The following is a 17529-nucleotide window of genomic DNA, read 5'->3' on the forward strand; positions in this document are numbered from 1 at the left end:
ATGGCAAAGATTTTAGAAAATATTCATGTATGCAAAGATTATTTTATACTTAGAACGGATTTTAAGGGAAAAATTTATCCAGGACAATTTTTTATGCTAAGAGCTTGGGAAGATTTCCCCACACTTTCAAGGCCAATTTCAGTTTACGATGTAACAGAGGGAGTTGACTTCTTAATAGAAAAAAGAGGAATAGGAACAGAAATACTTGAAAAGTTAGAAGCAGGAGACGACATAAAACTTTACGGACCCTTTGGAAACACCTTTTATTCCAATGTTGACGAAGTTGCCCTAGTTGGGGGCGGAGTTGGAGTGGCACCCTTCCACTATTTAATTAAGGAAATTCAAAAGTTAAAGCCTGAGTCAAATATCACCCTCTACATAGGTGAGAGGGAAGAGCTTGAACTTGAAAAGGCCTTTAAAGATGTGTCTTGCGACATAAAAGTAAAAAAGGGCGGCTTTATAACAGATGTAATTGATTTTGAAAAACATGAATTAATTTATGCCTGTGGACCAGAAATTATGATGAAAAAAGTTGTGGAACTTGCAAAAGCTCACAAGGTAAAAACCTATGTTTCTCTTGAAAAGAGAATGGGCTGCGGAGTGGGAGCTTGCCTATCTTGCTCCTGCGATACAATGGACGGCAGAAAGAGATCTTGCAAGGAAGGGCCAATTTTTAAGGGGAGTGATTTAATTGACTTCTAGGACTGAAATAAATTTAGCAGGCATAAAATTAAAAAATCCAATAATTATGGCAAGTGGAACCTATGGCTACGGCGAAGAATTTAAAAACTTCTACGAGCCAAAAATTCTAGGCGGAATTTCTTCCAAGGGCATCACTAGACATCCAAAAAAGGGAAATGAAGGCATAAGGATTTGGGAAACGCCATCAGGAATATTAAATTCCATTGGACTTGAAAATCCTGGCGTTGAAGAATTTGTTAAAGAAAAAATCTTTTCAATGCAAGGCCTTGGCACAGAAATTTTTGTAAATCTTGGTGGCAACACCATTGAAGAATATGTTGAATCCACAAAAATTTTAAATGATTATGATTTTGCAGCCATTGAATTAAATATTTCCTGCCCCAATGTAAAAGAAGGTGGCATGGCTTTTGGCATGGACAAAGATTCTGCAGCAAGAGTTGTCCGTGAGGTCATGAAGGTTACAAATAAAAAAGTTTTTGTAAAGCTTTCTCCCAATGCAGGAGACATTGTGGGCATAGCCAAGGCTGTGGAAGCTGAAGGTGCCACAGGACTTTCACTAATAAATACAATTCTTGGCATGGCAATTGATTTTGACAGAGAAGAAATTGTCTTTAACAACACCTATGCAGGACTTTCTGGACCAGCAGTAAAGCCAATTGCTCTAAGGATCCTTCATCAAGTGGCAAAATCAGTTGACATTCCAATAATAGGCATGGGCGGCATTACCAATTATAAGGATGTTCTTGAATTTTTAATGGCAGGTGCCACTGCTGTTGAAGTTGGAACTTATAATTTTATGAATCCCAAGGCAGGAGCGGAAATTATCTCTGACCTTGAAAAATATTTAGAAGAAAAAAATAAAGATATCAAAGACTACATCAAAAAATTAGTGTAAAGACTTGAGACTTTCTAGCGTTTAGAAAGTCTTTTTTTGTGGTAACTATTTAGTACATTAAAGGAGGTACCAATATGTTTGATTTATATAAGGATATATACGATGCCCAAATGAATTTATTAAAATCTTTTAATCAGGGAACAGAAAAGAATGAAAAAGAAAATTTAAGCTTAGAAGATTATTTCAGAGAAATGGCAAGAATAAATGAAAAAATGGTGGAAAATATTTATGAAATGCCAAAAAATTATATGGATACAATGAGTAAATACTCTCCTTTCCAAGGGGATTATGGCGAAAAAATGAAGGGACTCTTTGAAGTAAACCCTTACTTTGAAAATTTTATGAATTTCCAAAAATTTTTTGCAGACAATTTAAAGGAGCCCAATAAAGTTTATGGCGACTTTATGAATAATTTTAAAAATTATTTTCCAATGCTAAGTGCCAATGGAAAGTTTGTAGAAGATTACAGCACTGCTGCCAAGGACCTCTTTAACTCTTACAAAAAATATCAAGAGAATTATATGAATATTTTTATGCCAGAACAAGTTAGAGATAAGGCAAAGGAAATTTTGGACTTTAACCAAAAAGTTTTTGGCAATTTTAACTTCATGATTCCTAACTTTGGAAGTATGCCTTTTATGACAGATAATTTCTTTGGTAAAATGGATTATTTCAAAAACATGGAAAAATTTTCACAACAAATGCTAAGTAACTTAGAAGAATACGAGAAATTATTTGGTGGAAATGAATACTTTGCCAGCACTTCAAAGGTTTTAAAATTCCAAAAGACTTTTATAGAAAAATCAATGAAGTATTTTGAAGTTTATGTAAACTATTACAAGGAAATTTATGCTGAAATTGCAAAAATTTCTGAGTTTACCTTTGAAAAGTACAGAAATGACTTAGAAGAATTAGCAGAAAAGAAGGACCCACAAGAGGTTTATGACTTCTTCGAAGAAAAAACCAAGGAACAATACAAAAAATTATTTGATGTAGACAAATTTAAGGAAGTTTACAAGAAGGCAGAAGAAGAAACAAAGTCTTTGAGAGAAGAATTATTTAGTCTAAATATGGACTACATGAATTTTGTAGAGCCATCAAGCAAGGAAGATGTAAAGGATCTTAAGGCAGAGATCTTAAAGATGTCAAATAAAATTGACAGCCTAAATAAGGAAATAGAAAGACTAAAGAGCAGATAGTTTTTAAAATTAAAAAATAAATAAAAAAAAGAAAGTCTCGGCTTATGTCGAGATTTTTTGCTGTAGATTAATTATCTTAAAATTTTTCGGCATGAAGTAATCTTTGTGCCGATTTTTATTTGCCTTTTAATTAGAAAAATAATATATAATATTTTTGTAGATATAATAATTTGCGGAAAATTTTTCTTGATATTTTTATTCGTAAAAATTTATTCGCAAGTTTTTAAAAACTTCATAAAAAAGGGGAAACTTATGAAAAAATATTTTTTAATTTTAGTGGCGTGCCTAATGTTTTTATTTGCTGCTTGCAATAAGACAGCTTCAAGTGAAAATAAAGCTGAAAGCAATTATCCACCCATGGTTAAAGTTAAGGGCATAATCTATGTGGACACAGGCTATGAAAATGCCATGGTCAAATGCGGCACTGCAGATGGTCAAATAAAAACTACTGTTGATGGGAGAAAGATGCCTAGTAAGGATGATGAATCTAATTTTGGCAAGGGTTATGACTACCAAATTTGGGAGAAGGGCTATATAAATGTTCAAATTGACAATAGGTGGATTTTATTTAGGGACCTTGACCTAAAAGATGAAAGCAGAGAAATTCCTGAATGGGTTGCTCATTTTACAGGCAAGGTAATAAAGGTAGAGAGTGATTCTCTTATGGTTGAAGCAACTCAAATTGATGATAGATTTTATTTTAAAGAAATAATGACAAAGCCAATTTCTCTATCAATTGAAAATTTAGATAATTCTAAATATGGTAAGGTCACTACAGAGGGCCTTGAAGGGAAGAGTGTTGAAGTTTATTTTGGCGGAAAAATTAAAAATATTGAGCCGGAAAATTCTGCTCCAATTTTTCTCGAAAATATTTATAGGATTATTGTGAAGTAAAAAATTTTTTAAGAGAAATTATTTATGATAAGAGTTAAATACATTTTACAAATATACTTTAGCATATTATAATCTTAATAAACAGTATTTAATTTAGTGGATTTTTAAGGAGAGATAAATGGATTACAAAAATGGATATAGAGAGACAATAAAGGCCAGAGAGAGAATTAGGGATTATGTTTATGACACACCTTTAATTAGACTTGATTATATTTCTGAAATTTTAGGCACCTCTGTCTATGGCAAGATGGAAAATATGCAAAGGACAAATTCTTTTAAAATTAGGGGAGCTCTAAATAAAGTTAGAAAGCTTTCTCACGAAGAACTTCAAAGGGGTCTTATCACTGCTTCTTCTGGAAATCACGGTAAGGCTATTGCTACTTGCGCAAAAATGCTAGGCATTCCTGCTAAAATTGTTTTGCCAGATACTTCTACTGAGACAAAGAGACAACTCATAAGAGACCTTGGAGCTGAGATTGTAATTTCAACTGTGGAAAAGAGATTTGAAGTTGCAAAAGAAATTTCTGAGAAGGAAGGCATGACTTTTATTCATCCCTTTGACGATTTAGATGTGTCTGAAGGTCAAGGCACTATAGCTGTTGAAATTTTAAATAAGATGGACCACTTAAAGATGATTGTTCCCATTGGTGGTGGCGGACTTATTTCTGGCATTGCCATGTACACTAAGGGGGTCACTAGATGGGCTGAGGTAATTGGTGTTGAGCCACAAAATGTGGCAAGATACTCTGCTTCTTTAAAGGAAGGAAGACCAATTGATGTCGAAAGAGGAGAAACTCTTGCTGATGGACTTCTTTCTGTTAAGCCAGGTGACCATGTATTTCCAATTGTAAGAGATCTTGTTGACCATGTGGTAACTTGCCAAGATAAATATATTAAAAAAGCCTTGGATTTGTTGTATAATAAAGAGAAATTAATTGTTGAGCCATCTTCTGCTATTGGTCTTGGAGCAATCCTTGAAGGCAAAATAAAATATAATGACAGAGATAAGCTTGTTTTAATTATTACAGGCGGCAATGTGGAAGGCAAGGCAATTGAAAAAATAATTAATTCATAAGGGAGGAAGCTATGAGGGATTTTATTTGTAGTAAATTTAGTAAAGTAGCACCATCAGGTATAAGAAAGATCAACGAAAAAACTATTGAAATGGAAAGAGCTGGCAAAAAAATATATCACTTTGAACTTGGCAGACCTGATTTTGATACTCCAAAGGTAATCAAGGATGCAACTATAAAAAGCATTGAGGCTGGAGATGTTTTTTACACTTCAAATTTTGGCATTATGACACTTAGAGAAGCTGTTGCTGAAAAACTTAGAGAAGAAAATAATTTAGATTATTCTGCCAAAGAAATTTTAATAACTGCAGGGGCAAGTGAGGCAATTTACGATACTTATTCTGTAATTTTAGAAGAAGGCGACGAGATCCTTCTTCCAAATCCATGCTGGCCTAATTATATAAATGCGGCACATATTATGAAGGCAAAGCCTATTAGATACAGCTTAGCAGAAGAAAATGATTTTCAAATTGATTTTGATGAGTTAGAAAATCTTGTAACAGAAAAAACTAAGGCTCTTGTAATTATCACTCCATCAAATCCAATTGGCTCAATGCTTACAAGAGAAACTATTGAAAAACTATCTGACTTTGCCAAGAAAAAGGACATACTTGTAATTGCTGATGAAATTTATGAACAAATTGTATACGGAAACAAGGAACATGTCTCTATTGCTTCAATTGATGGAATGAAGGAGAGAACAATTACTATTAATGGTTTTTCAAAAACTTATTCCATGACTGGCTTTAGACTTGCTTATATAGCAGCGCCAGAAGAATTTATTAGGGTTTTAAATATTGTTCACCAACACAACACTTCTTGTGCAACTTCCTTTGTTCAACATGCAGGAATTACTGCCTTAAAAGAAGGAAGAGAAGGCGCAAAAGAAATGGTTAAGGAATACAAGAGAAGACGCGACTACATCGTAGAAAGAGTAAATTCTATTGATGGACTTAGCCTAAATGCTCCTGACGGAGCTTTTTATGCCTTCATTAACATCAAGGGCGTGGGAGTAAGCGCAGAAGAATTCTGCAAGTATCTTCTCGATGAAGAGTGTGTTGCAATTGTTCCTGGAACAGTCTTTGGAAGTGCAGGAGAAGGCTTTGTAAGATTTTCTTACGCATCTTCCTACGAAGACATTGTTGAAGGCCTAAACAGGGTGGAAAAAGCCTGCAAGCACTTTATGAATAAATAATTTTATGAGAATGAAAAAATTTTTAATAATATTTTTAAACCTTATTATTTTTGCAGCCGCGTCAATTTTACTTTCAGAGACTCAAAAAAGTGGCAATTTGATTTTAAGATTAATTTATTCTGTGGCATTAGTAAAAGCAGGATTTAATATAACAAAAGCATTAAAAATAGAGTAGGTTTCTCATTGAACCTACTCTATTTTATTTGCGTAAGTTTTTAAAAATATGCCAACAACCTTGTGAAATCTTGAGATGTCTGTGATATAGGCGTAGTCGCTGTCATAAATTTTTTTGATGTTTGTGCTTTCAGATTCTTCTCCAGTGAAGACTCCAAAGCTGTTGATGCCCTTTAGTCTTGTGAGTAGCACTTCCTTTGATGTGTCCATTACAGCTTCTTCGTCCTTATAATTTTCTCCAGGAATTTTTGATGCGCCAACTATTCCTATGTCGATTTCGTCAAAGGGAAGTCCATCAGTTAAAACTATTAAAAATCTTCTTGCGTCCTGATTTTTTGAAATCAAGTGGCGCATAAATTTTATGGCAAGACCATCTCTATTAGAGCCGCTTGGGGAATACTTGAAGATGTCTTTGTTCTTGGAAGATGGGTCCTTATAGTCTCTGTATTTTTTTATGACCAGATAATTGTAAAAATTATTGTAGGAAAAAATCCTAGTTTTTATATTAAGGCTTGTGAGAGCCTCTGCTATGATGTAGCTTTCTGTTGCCACAATTTCCTTTCTGTCATTTTGCGATGCAGAAGAGTCAAGGAGGATGTCCACGAAAATTTCGTTGGAGTCCTTTCTATTTATTTTTCTAAAAATTCTGTCTTCATTTAATTCCTTTGACTTCCAAATTTCTGATGGAATAATTTTTCCTGAATTTGATTTTACAATTTCATCTTCAGATTCCTTTAAGAGAGAATTTTTTATGACTCCGGCAAGCTCTCTGATGGCACGCTGATTTTGAAGCTTGTTGTCCTGGTAAAATTTTAGGTTATCCTCATAATTATTTTTTTCTTCTTGGGCAAAGTAGGAATTTTTATTTTTAAATTCGCCGCTAGGGAAATAAAGTTTGATGTCTCTGTGTATGCCTGTGGAAATTTCCTCAGAAATTTTATCAGACACATATCTCTTTACCTTTTCTACGCCGTAGTGCTTTTCTAGGGCTTCATAAATATTTTGGTCGCCAAAATTATTTTTTAAGCCATCTTCCCTTACATTTATGTCCCTATAATCGTCGTTAAAAAAAGTAAACTCTGCAGATTCAATGTTGTATCTTTCGAGGAAGGTATTGTCTACAAAATTTTTTCTCTTGTAGGGAGAATTTTTCTTGGAAGATGAATTTGACTTTTTTTCCTTTTTAAATTCCTCATAGGTCTTATCAAGGTCCTTGGGAAGATCTTTATTTATGTGAAAATATTTTTTGAAGAGATATTTTAAGAAGTCGAGATACATAAAGGTGTCCTTATCCTTAAAATTATAAATTTCATCTAACATCTCTTCTAAAACTCTTTGAACTTTTGGATACTTGCCTCTTTCTTTTCTGATGTAGCCAATTTTAAGCTCCACTGTTAAAATAATTTCTCGTCTATTTAAATTTTTTAAAATTTCCTCGTCATGGGACTTTTTAAAATCAAGGGTGCCAGGTCTTTCCAAAATCATTTCTTTTGAAAAAATATTTTCCAAAATGAGTTTTGAAATTTCCCACAGGTCTTTTTTGTTGTTTAAATTATTTAAATATTTTTTGAAAAAATCATCAATAATATAAAAATCAAAGTGCCTTGATGCATAGCCAAGTATGGAAGATTCGTAGGCATCCACTGGTTTTAGGGAAAAATTAAAAATATCAAAATCGTAAAAATCTGAAAGAGTCCAAAAAATATTTTTTAGTCTATTTTTATCTCTCAAATAAATCAGCTCTCTTAATGTCCTTTACAAAGAGGGTGTCAATTACATCTGTGACAATTTCTCTCTCATAGGAGTCAAAGGTCTTATCTACAATGCCAAGCTCAAGGGAATCTCTTATATCTAGGCCCCTATTCATAAGCTGGATACTGGAAAGAAGTCCACGAAGGTCAATTGATTTGGAAGAAATTTCTGAATTTAGAGATTTTTCTTGCAAGTCTAAAAATAATTTTGTGAAAATTTTTATGGCGCTATCCTTTAAATTTGTATTTTCTTTAAACAATTTTGCCAAGTCACTTTCTGCAATTGTTGGCATGTCGATTACCAAAAATCTTGAAACAAGAGCCTCGTTAAGGTCACGAGTGCCAATGTAGCCATAGTTCATTGTGGCAATAAATCTCGTTGCATCGTGAAGATTTAGTCTATCGTAGCCAGAAATATCTAGGACTCTTCTGTAATCAAGAGTTGAGTGGACAACAGATAGGGCTTCATTTTTAGCCATATTGATTTCATCAAAAACGGCAAAGCCACCTTCTTCTGCTGCCTCATATACGGGTCCCTTTTTTAAAGTTACTTCGTTATTTTTAAAGGTATCAGAGCCAATTAAACTTGATGGGTCTGATGCAATGTTAAGAGAAACTGTCCAAAGTGGTCTCTTAAAGAGATAGGCAAGATTTTCTGCCAATACATTTTTACCAGTAGCCTTTGGTCCAGATAGAAGGATGTTGTCGCCAGATAAAATTGCAGCAATAGCCTTCTCCCAAGTTTTTTTGCCATAATATTTATATTTTATTTTTGGAATCCTATATCTATATTCTTCCTTTAAGTCATGTTTTTCTACAAATTCGTCTACTCCCTTAAGTAGATCTTCTGAAACGCCTTGTGAAAGTAAAAACTCTCTCATTTCATCACCTCAAATGTATTATAACAAAAAGAAAAATTCTTTGTGGACAATAAATTTTGTAAAAGGAAGATGTTACTGTTATAATGTAATAAAGAAGGAAGGGAGATAGCTATGGCTTTTACATCTAAATCACTTATTGCTTTAATTTTAGGTTTTGGGGTTTATGTGGGAATTTTTGTACTTATAATTTTGGCAATCCTTGCCCTTATAAAATACTTAAAAAAATAAAACCCTAGAAGGGTTTAAAAATAAAAAGGATATGGTATAATATAGATAAAGAGGACACCGTTTAAGACGGTCGCCCTGCAGTATGATTTATGAAACCACCTGTAGTGACGATACAGGTGGTTTTTTCTAACTACTTATTTTTACAAAGTGTTAGGATGGCGATTATAAGTGTTAAAAACTTAAGCATTATACTTAAAATTTCATAATCACTCATAAAAGCACCTCCCAATAATTAAATTGGGCGACCATCTGTATGTCCTCATACCTATTATAATCTTTCGAAACAAATCAATCAATTGACTTTACTTTATTAGCCAAAAAGCTTGAACTTATTTTTCCTTATGGTATAATGAAAAAAAACTAAAAAAGGCGATAATTGAGAATAGTAATTTTAGAAAGTTTTTTAGAGAGCAGGTGGCTGGTGCAAATCTGTAAACGAATAAAATGAATCCACCTCATAGTCTATGTATTTTTAAGTGAACCATTTGGTTAATTAGGGTGGCAACGCGGGTCTCTCGTCCCTTTAGGGATTGAGGGGCTTTTTTTAATTTAAGGGAGGATTTATGTTAGACATTAAATTTGTAAGAGAAAACCCAGAAGCAGTAAAGGAAAATATTAAAAAGAAATTCCAAGATGACAAACTTCCACTAGTTGATGAAGTTATAAAAATCGACGAAGAACTTAGGGAAGCTAAGACTAAGGGCGACAACCTTCGTGCAGAAAAAAATCAAACTTCAAAAGAAATTGGTGGCTTTATGCAAAAGGGCGAAAAGGACAAAGCCGAAGAAGCAAAAAAAAGAGTTGCTGAAATAAATGAAGAAATCACAGAACTTGAAGCAGCTGAAAGAGACCTTGCAGAAGAACTTAAAAAGAGAATGCAAGTTATTCCACAAATGATTGACGACTCAGTGCCAATAGGAAAGGACGACAGCGAAAATGTTGAGCTTGAAAGATTTGGAGAACCAGTAATTCCAGATTACGAAGTGCCTTATCATGTTGACATCATGGAAACTTTTAACGGAATTGATCTAGATTCAGCAAGAAATACTTCTGGTGCAGGTTTTTATTATTTAAAGGGCGACATTGCAAGACTTCACTCTGCAATTTTATCTTATGCAAGAGACTTTATGATAGATCGTGGCTTTGAATATCACATTCCACCATTTATGATCAGATCAGATGTTGTTACTGGCGTAATGAGTTTTGCTGAAATGGAAAATATGATGTATAAAATCGAAGGCGAAGATCTTTATCTTATTGGTACATCTGAACACTCAATGATTGGTAAATACATCAACACAATAACTCCAGAAGAAGAAATGCCTCTTACACTTACATCTTATTCTCCATGTTTTAGAAAAGAAGTTGGAGCTCACGGCATTGAAGAAAGAGGAGTTTACAGAATTCACCAATTTGAAAAGCAAGAAATGGTTGTAATTTGTAAACCAGAAGATTCAAAGGATTGGTTTGTAAAATTGTGGCAAAACACAGTGGACTTCTTCCGTTCACTAGAAATTCCTGTAAGAACACTTGAATGTTGCTCTGGCGACTTGGCAGACTTAAAGGTTAAGTCCCTTGATGTTGAAGCCTTTTCTCCAAGACAAAATAAATATTTTGAAGTTGGTTCTTGTTCAAACCTTGGCGATGCACAAGCAAGAAGACTTAATATCAAACTTCGTGGCAAGGATGGCACATATCTTGCTCACACACTTAACAACACTGTAGTTGCACCACCAAGAATGTTAATTGCCTTCTTGGAAAATCTTCTACAAGAAGATGGCAGCGTAAAAATTCCAAAGCCACTACAAATGTATATGGGCGGCATGGAAAAAATTGTGCCAAAAAATAAATAAAATTTGCTAAAAAACACTTTAATTAAATTTATTTGGGTAATAAATACTTAGATTGTTTTAGGTAAAATAATTTGATATAATTTATTCACTTAGGGGAGTAACTTTTAAATTTTCAGTCGTCATTACGGCATAGCCCGGCTGGGAAGCTTATTATTAAGTATGTGAGACCGATGTAACAATCGGTCTCTTTTTTATTAAATATTTTTATTTAGCATTTATAAGGAGGAATTATGGAAAAAAATTGGTATAATCAGTCGCCTGATGAAGTCCTAAAAAATCTTTCCACCACAAAGGAGAGGGGATTAACAGAAGTTGAAGCCAAGAAAAGGCTAGAAGAGTATGGGGAAAATGCTCTAGCAGAAGAAAAGAAAAAATCCTTTGGCGAAAAACTAAAGGAACAATTTTTTGACCCAATGATAATTATTTTAATTGCAGCAGCCCTTGTATCTGTCTTCGTAGGTGAAGGCCTTGATGCAGGAATTATCATTGCCATTGTTATTGTCAATGCCTTTCTTTCAATTTACCAAGAAGGTAAGGCAGAAGAAGCTATTGCAGCCTTGCAGAAGATGTCTTCACCAAAGGCAAAGGTAATAAGAGATGGCGACCACGAAGAAGTTGACTCAAATAAATTAGTACCAGGAGATATTATTGTCCTTGAAACGGGAGATATTGTCCCAGCAGATTTGAGGTTAATTGAATCATCAAATTTAAAAATTGACGAGTCTTCACTAACTGGAGAATCTGTTGCAGTTGAAAAACATTTTGATCAAGTTTACGATGGCAAAATGGAAATTGGTGACAGAGAAAACTTAGCTTATTCTTCAACTATAGTCACTTACGGAAGAGGAATGGGAGTAGTTGTTGAAACTGGTCACAAGACAGAAATTGGTAAAATTGCAACTTCTATTGCAACAGTTTCTGATGAGCAAACTCCACTTCAAAGAAAACTTGCAAAACTTTCCAAAACTCTTGGAATTTTAGTAATAGTTATCTGTGCTGTGGTAATGGGAGTAGGCTTAATTTACAAGCACGACCCACTAGATATGTTTATGACTGCAATTTCACTTGCAGTTGCAGCTGTGCCTGAAGGACTACCTGCCATTGTAACAATTGTCCTTTCCATTGGCATGGGCAAGATGGCAGAAAAAAATGCCATTGTTAAAAAACTTTTGGCAGTGGAAACATTAGGTACAACAACAGTAATTTGCTCCGACAAAACTGGTACACTTACACAAAATGAAATGACAGTTGTAAAAGTCTTTACTGACGGACAAGTTTATCATGTATCTGGAACTGGTTACTCTCCAGAAGGCGATGTCACTAAAAAAGATGAAATTGTCACAATTGATGAAGATGAAAACCTAAAAATCCTATCATCAATTGCAGCTTTAACTAACGATGCAAAATTAAAGGTAAAGGATGGAGATGCCTCAATCACTGGAGACCCTACTGAAGGAGCTCTTCTTACTTTTGCAGAAAAGGCAGGTAACGGACTAGATAATCTTTATAAAAACTTTGACAGATTGGAAGAAATTCCCTTTGACTCTGACAGAAAGATGATGACAACTTTCCATGATAAAATTTTTGACGAAATTGCATCCTTTACCAAGGGCGCACCTGATGTTGTCCTTGATAGATGCGAAAAAGTTTTAATTGATGGAAAAGAAGTTGAACTTGACGAAAAATTAAGAAAAGAAATTTTAGAAAAGAACAGCGAATTTGCAAGGTCAGCCCTAAGATGTTTAGGCTACGCCTATAGAAAGCACAGCGACATGCCAAGTGAAATAACATCAGAATCCATAGAAAAAGACATGGTTTTTGTTGGACTTACTGGAATGATTGACCCATCAAGACCAGAAGCCAAGGCAGCCATAAAAGAATGTAAATCAGCTGGCATTAGACCGATTATGATCACTGGTGACTACCTAGAAACAGGACTTGCCATAGCTAAGGACCTTGGCATTGCTGAGCGTGACGACCAGGCAATAATGGGTAGAGAACTTAACGAAATGTCTGAAGCAGAACTTAGAGAAATCGTAAAGGAAAAATCTGTCTACACCAGAGTTTCACCAGAAAATAAGGTACAAATAGTTACAGCCCTAAAACAAAATGGTCACATCACAGCCATGACTGGCGACGGTGTAAATGACGCACCGGCAATTAAAAAGGCAGACATTGGTATTGCCATGGGAATTACAGGCACAGATGTTGCAAAAAATACTGCTGAAGTAATTTTGACAGACGACAACTTTGCCACAATTGTAAATGCAGTTGAAGAAGGAAGAATAATTTATTCCAACATCAAAAAATTCGTGGCATATCTTCTTTCTTGTAACTTGGGAGAAGTCCTAATAGTTTTAATTTCAATTTTGATGAATTTGCCAGTGCCACTAATTCCAATTCAACTACTTTGGCTTAATCTTGTGACAGACTCTTTCCCAGCTCTAGCACTTGGAGTTGAAAGAGGAGAAGCTGACATAATGAATGAGCCACCTCGTGACCCTGACGAGCCAATTCTAGACAAAGAAATAAAAATCACAGTTGCAATTCAATCTATTGCTATAACTGTGGCAACACTTCTTGCATACCTAGTTGGACTTAAGTGGTATGGACAAGCGGAAGGACTTCACCATGCAAGGACAATGGCATTTTCAACACTAATTATTTGTGAGCTTCTAAGATCCTATACAGCAAGATCAATTGACAAGACAGTCTTTGAAATTGGAGTTTTCACAAACAAAAAATTAGTGCTTGCGACTCTATTTTCTTTCATGCTAATGCTAGTAGTAATTTATGTGCCAGTCTTAAACGATGCCTTTGGACTAATGGACTTAGGACCAAGAGAAATCGCAGTAGTTCTTGGATCATCACTTATACCACTAGTAGCTGGAGAAATTCAAAAGAAAGTTAGATTTAAGAAAAAATAAATAATATAAATTATAAAGCCGACAGGGAAAAATCTCTGCCGGATTTTTTTATTGGAGAAAATTTTTAAAAGTCTTGACAAAATTATTTGACGGGACTATAGTGTAAATATAAAGTATATACACTTAAAATTAAATTAAGGAGTTGAAGAAATATGAAAAAAGATTTAAAAATCTTTATTGCTATATCATTTATTATTCCATACCTAATGGGATTTGCCATTTATTACTGCAAATTACACGACATAAGTACAAGTATTTATCCCTTATTTCAAATGTTTATTCCATTTTTAGCTGTAATAGCCTTGTTATACAAAGAAGACAAAAGAATTTTAAAAGCTTTTCCTTTTAAAGTTTATATATTTACAAGTATTTTTATGTTTGTATTTGCTATATTAAATATTTTTTATCCCAAATTTGATGGCTTTTCAGGTACATTAATTTTAATGTCTGCTATCGCAATGATTATAGCCATCTTCACTATGGATAAAGATCTTAAAAAGAAATTATCTCTAGACAATCCAAATAAAAAGATGACGCTTTTAATGTGTTTAATTTTTATATTTATATATTTTTTAAGATTATTTATTGGCTGCATTTTAGAAGGAGAAACAAGGGAATTTGTAGAAATCTTTAATCTTAAAAATTTAAAAGTTTTTATGTCTATTATTATTTTTTCTTTTTTAAATATTATGCCATTCATTGGAGAAGAATATGGTTGGAGGGCATACCTAGCACCAAGGCTAAAAGAAATTTATGGTGTTAAAAAATCTATTTTAATGACAGGTTTTATTTGGGGAATTTGGCATTTACCACTTAATTTATTTTATTATTCAGATGGGCTATTGACATCACAAATTTATTCCATACTTGTACAACTTGTATTTTGTATATTTTTAGGGATATTTTTAACTTATGCTTACAATAGGACAAAATCAATTTGGGCTCCTGTTATGATTCATTATTTAAACAACAATCTTGCCATACTATTTGTCACAGATTTTTCTAAGGATATATTTTCAGGACAACATTATGATTTAAAAGGAACTTTATTTTCAATAGTAAGTTCAATAATATTATTTGGAATTTTCATATTTTCAAAGTATATAAAGGATGAAGAACTTTGGGGAAAATCTGTATATGAGAAAGTTAATGAATCCTAATTATTTTCTGATTTTACAAAATTATAAAAATTATTAAATTATCGTATTAAGTATTGTGTAAAGAAAATAGTATACAGGCAAAAAGGTGGTGTGATATGAAAATTATTATTTCCAATGACTCTGGCCTTCCTATTTACGAGCAAATAAAAAATCAAATCAAGGCTCAAATTGTTGCTGGTGAACTAAGAGCAGACGAAGCTCTTCCTGGTATGAGGACTCTTGCCAGCGACCTAAAGGTTTCTGTCATAACGACAAAGCGTGCCTACAATGACTTGGAACAAGAGGGCTACATTTATTCCATGCCAGGCAAGGGTTCCTTTGTAAAAAAATTAAATGAAGAAGTTGTAAGAGAAAATGCTCTTGCTGAAATAGAAAAATATTTTACTGACGCAATGACTGTTGCTAAGGCTTCTGGCATTGGTATAGATGAATTGCAAGAAATTTTAAAGACATTAGATGAAGTGGGTGAAGTATGAAAAGCATAGAAATAAAAAATTTGAAAAAAGAATTTAAGGACTTTGACCTTGATATAGACAATTTAGAAATACCAGAAGGAGCAGTCCTAGGACTAATTGGGGAGAATGGTGCAGGTAAGACAACACTACTTAAGTGCATCCTTGACCTCTATAGGTATAATGGAGACATAAAAGTTTTTGGAGAAAAAATTCATAAAGAATCTTTTGAAAAAATTGGGGCAGTGATACCTGACTCCTTCTTCAACGATACCTTTAAGATAAAAGATGTTGTTGATATTTTAAAGGTTGCCTACAAAAATTTTGATGAAGATATGTTTTATGACTGTGCAGATAAATTTAAGATGCCAAGGGACAAAAAGTTAAATGAACTCTCTACAGGTAACCTAATGAAATTAAAAATTATTTCTGCAATTTGTCACGACCCGGACCTCTTGATCCTTGATGAGCCGACTTCAGGTCTTGACCCAGTTATTCGTGACGAGATCATAGGATTTTTATTTGACTACATCAAGGATGGGGACAAGACAATTTTATTTTCATCCCACATCTTGTCTGACATAGAAAAAATTGCCGACTATATAATTTATATCCACCAGGGAAGAGTGATCTTATACGATGAAAAGGACTCTCTCATAGAAAAATATGGAATTTTAAAAACTTCTGAAGAAAATTTAGAAAAATACGGAGATTTTATTTTAAAGACGAGAAAAAATAAATACTCAACAGAAGCTTTGATAAAAAATGTCCAAGTTTTTAAAGAATTTTATCCTAATGAAGTTGTGGACAAGGCAAATGTGGAGGACATAATGATATTTTTATCAAGAGGTGAACAATGAAAGCAGTTTTATATAATGACTTTAAACTTGTAAAGAAACTTGCCCTACCAATTGTTATATTTATTACTTCCATACTTTTTATAGGTTTTTTGATAACAGGACAAGCCTTCAACAGATTTTTTAGCCAATGGACTCTTACAATGATATTTATCATTAGGGCACAAGGTGTCTTTGGAGATAACTTTAAAGATTTTCAAAAGTTCATGACTATGCCAGTCTCTTTAGAAGACTATTCTCATGCAAAAATTATAAAAAATCTAATAATATTTATCTTAACCACTCTTGTTTTTTTAATTGGACTAATTATTAGTGCTGATGAAGATAAAAATTTTATGATAAATCTTTATCTAAGTATATTTATTGCCCTAGACTTTATGGCACTTAGCCTTAGTCACATTGTTTTTACAAAATATAAAAAGGGAATAGTTGTATTTCTTTACAGTATTTTGATTGTAGGCTTAGGAATATTTTTTGCCATGACCTACGCAGCCTATTACGAAAATTTATTAAACTACAGACCTGCCTTTATTATAGGTTCAATAATAATTTGCATTTTGTCCTTTAAGTTAGACTACAAGTTTTCCACAAAATATTTGAGGGAGAGGGGAATAGTATGAAATTACTTTTACTAAATGATTTTAAAATTAGAAAAAAATTTATTATTGCTTATTTCATATTTATTGCAATGATATTTTCCCTAAAGACTATAGGACTAAAGTCAGTGGAATTTTCTTTCTATTCAGATAGAGCTTTTACCCTATTATTTATTATAAGCCTACTAATTCACTATGTCCTATATATAATATCCAGCGAAGGAATGATTATAGATAAGAGCAAACCCTACCTTTTGACTCTTGGTTCAACAAGAGCTGACCTAATAAATGTAAAATTTATAAAGATCCTTATGATTTTTATAATAGATTCAATATTAATTTATTACATCATGCAAGATGTTGAAATAAATGGAATTGAATTTAACCTTGGATTTTTTATTATGCTTTTTGTAATGGCATATTATCTTATAAGTATTCCAATTTACCTTTACTTTGGACATACAAGTGGCATTGGAACAATTTTTACATCTTCGCCAGCTCTACTTCCTATATTAGATAAGTTTGGAAAGAATCCAGCAGGATTTTTTATAGGAATAATTAATAGAAGTAGTAAGCTTGTCTTATCCTTATCTTTAATTATTTTCATTATAATAATTTATACAGTCTCTAGAATAATAGTGGAGAAAAAAGATTTTTAAAAAATTATAGACTCAAAGGACTTTTGATATCAA

Annotated in this window: 16 protein-coding genes; 13 read left to right on the plus strand and 3 right to left on the minus strand. The window is 33.1% G+C overall.

Going from position 1 to position 17529, the window contains the following annotated elements:
• From Q0U74_RS02890 to Q0U74_RS02915, 6 genes are all read left to right on the plus strand, one after another.
• Complete coding sequence (locus Q0U74_RS02890) at positions 1-702, plus strand: dihydroorotate dehydrogenase electron transfer subunit (protein ID WP_297392602.1); 702 nt, start codon at positions 1-3, stop codon at positions 700-702.
• On the plus strand, positions 692-1597 hold the full coding sequence (locus Q0U74_RS02895) for a dihydroorotate dehydrogenase (RefSeq protein WP_297392603.1): 906 nt from the start codon (positions 692-694) through the stop codon (positions 1595-1597). The genes Q0U74_RS02890 and Q0U74_RS02895 overlap by 11 nt, the downstream gene beginning before the upstream one ends.
• A gap of 74 nt (positions 1598-1671) precedes the next feature.
• Complete coding sequence (locus tag Q0U74_RS02900; protein WP_297392604.1) at positions 1672-2796, plus strand: hypothetical protein; 1125 nt, start codon at positions 1672-1674, stop codon at positions 2794-2796.
• 252 nt (positions 2797-3048) lie between these two features.
• A complete protein-coding gene (locus tag Q0U74_RS02905; RefSeq protein WP_297392605.1) occupies positions 3049-3690 on the plus strand; it encodes a hypothetical protein in 642 nt (213 codons plus the stop codon).
• A 118-nt stretch (positions 3691-3808) separates the two neighbouring features.
• Positions 3809-4765 carry a threonine/serine dehydratase gene (locus Q0U74_RS02910; RefSeq protein WP_297392606.1) on the plus strand — a complete coding sequence of 319 codons (957 nt, stop codon included), beginning with the start codon at positions 3809-3811 and terminating at the stop codon, positions 4763-4765.
• 11 nt (positions 4766-4776) lie between these two features.
• Positions 4777-5958, plus strand: a complete 1182-nt coding sequence (locus Q0U74_RS02915; protein WP_297392607.1) for a pyridoxal phosphate-dependent aminotransferase — start codon at positions 4777-4779, stop codon at positions 5956-5958.
• Between the two features lie 189 nt (positions 5959-6147).
• On the opposite strand, the gene Q0U74_RS02920 is transcribed toward Q0U74_RS02915, so the two are convergent.
• From Q0U74_RS02920 to Q0U74_RS07785, 3 genes are all read right to left on the minus strand, one after another.
• Positions 6148-7863: a hypothetical protein gene (locus Q0U74_RS02920; RefSeq protein WP_297392608.1), complete on the minus strand. Its 1716-nt coding sequence runs from the start codon at positions 7861-7863 to the stop codon at positions 6148-6150.
• The gene (locus Q0U74_RS02925; protein WP_297392609.1) at positions 7853-8764 is read right to left on the minus strand and encodes an AAA family ATPase; all 912 of its coding nucleotides are present in this window, start codon (positions 8762-8764) and stop codon (positions 7853-7855) included. The genes Q0U74_RS02920 and Q0U74_RS02925 overlap by 11 nt, the downstream gene beginning before the upstream one ends.
• A 358-nt stretch (positions 8765-9122) precedes the next feature.
• Positions 9123-9206 (minus strand): putative holin-like toxin, encoded by an 84-nt coding sequence (locus Q0U74_RS07785; RefSeq protein ID WP_353934073.1) that lies wholly within the window; start codon positions 9204-9206, stop codon positions 9123-9125.
• A gap of 349 nt (positions 9207-9555) precedes the next feature.
• On the opposite strand from Q0U74_RS07785, the gene serS reads away from it, so the two are divergent.
• The 7 genes from serS (at position 9556) to Q0U74_RS02960 (ending at position 17496) form a co-directional block, all read left to right on the plus strand.
• Positions 9556-10845, plus strand: coding sequence for a serine--tRNA ligase (serS, locus tag Q0U74_RS02930; protein WP_297392610.1), 1290 nt, complete (start codon positions 9556-9558; stop codon positions 10843-10845).
• A 230-nt stretch (positions 10846-11075) separates the two neighbouring features.
• Positions 11076-13772 carry a calcium-translocating P-type ATPase, SERCA-type gene (locus Q0U74_RS02935; RefSeq protein WP_297392611.1) on the plus strand — a complete coding sequence of 899 codons (2697 nt, stop codon included), beginning with the start codon at positions 11076-11078 and terminating at the stop codon, positions 13770-13772.
• A gap of 152 nt (positions 13773-13924) precedes the next feature.
• A complete protein-coding gene (locus Q0U74_RS02940; protein ID WP_297392612.1) occupies positions 13925-14932 on the plus strand; it encodes a CPBP family intramembrane glutamic endopeptidase in 1008 nt (335 codons plus the stop codon).
• Between the two features lie 95 nt (positions 14933-15027).
• Positions 15028-15408, plus strand: a complete 381-nt coding sequence (locus Q0U74_RS02945) for a GntR family transcriptional regulator (protein WP_297392613.1) — start codon at positions 15028-15030, stop codon at positions 15406-15408.
• Entirely contained in the window at positions 15405-16244 is an 840-nt protein-coding gene (locus Q0U74_RS02950) for an ABC transporter ATP-binding protein (protein ID WP_297392614.1), read from the plus strand. Before Q0U74_RS02945 ends, Q0U74_RS02950 begins: the two co-directional genes overlap by 4 nt.
• Positions 16241-16861, plus strand: a complete 621-nt coding sequence (locus Q0U74_RS02955) for an ABC-2 transporter permease (protein ID WP_070610217.1) — start codon at positions 16241-16243, stop codon at positions 16859-16861. The genes Q0U74_RS02950 and Q0U74_RS02955 overlap by 4 nt, the downstream gene beginning before the upstream one ends.
• The gene (locus tag Q0U74_RS02960; protein WP_297392615.1) at positions 16858-17496 is read left to right on the plus strand and encodes a hypothetical protein; all 639 of its coding nucleotides are present in this window, start codon (positions 16858-16860) and stop codon (positions 17494-17496) included. The genes Q0U74_RS02955 and Q0U74_RS02960 overlap by 4 nt, the downstream gene beginning before the upstream one ends.
• Positions 17497-17529: the final 33 nt, after the last annotated feature.

The sequence above is a fragment of the uncultured Peptoniphilus sp. genome, assembly GCF_946998875.1.
Lineage (GTDB): Bacteria > Bacillota > Clostridia > Tissierellales > Peptoniphilaceae > Peptoniphilus_A.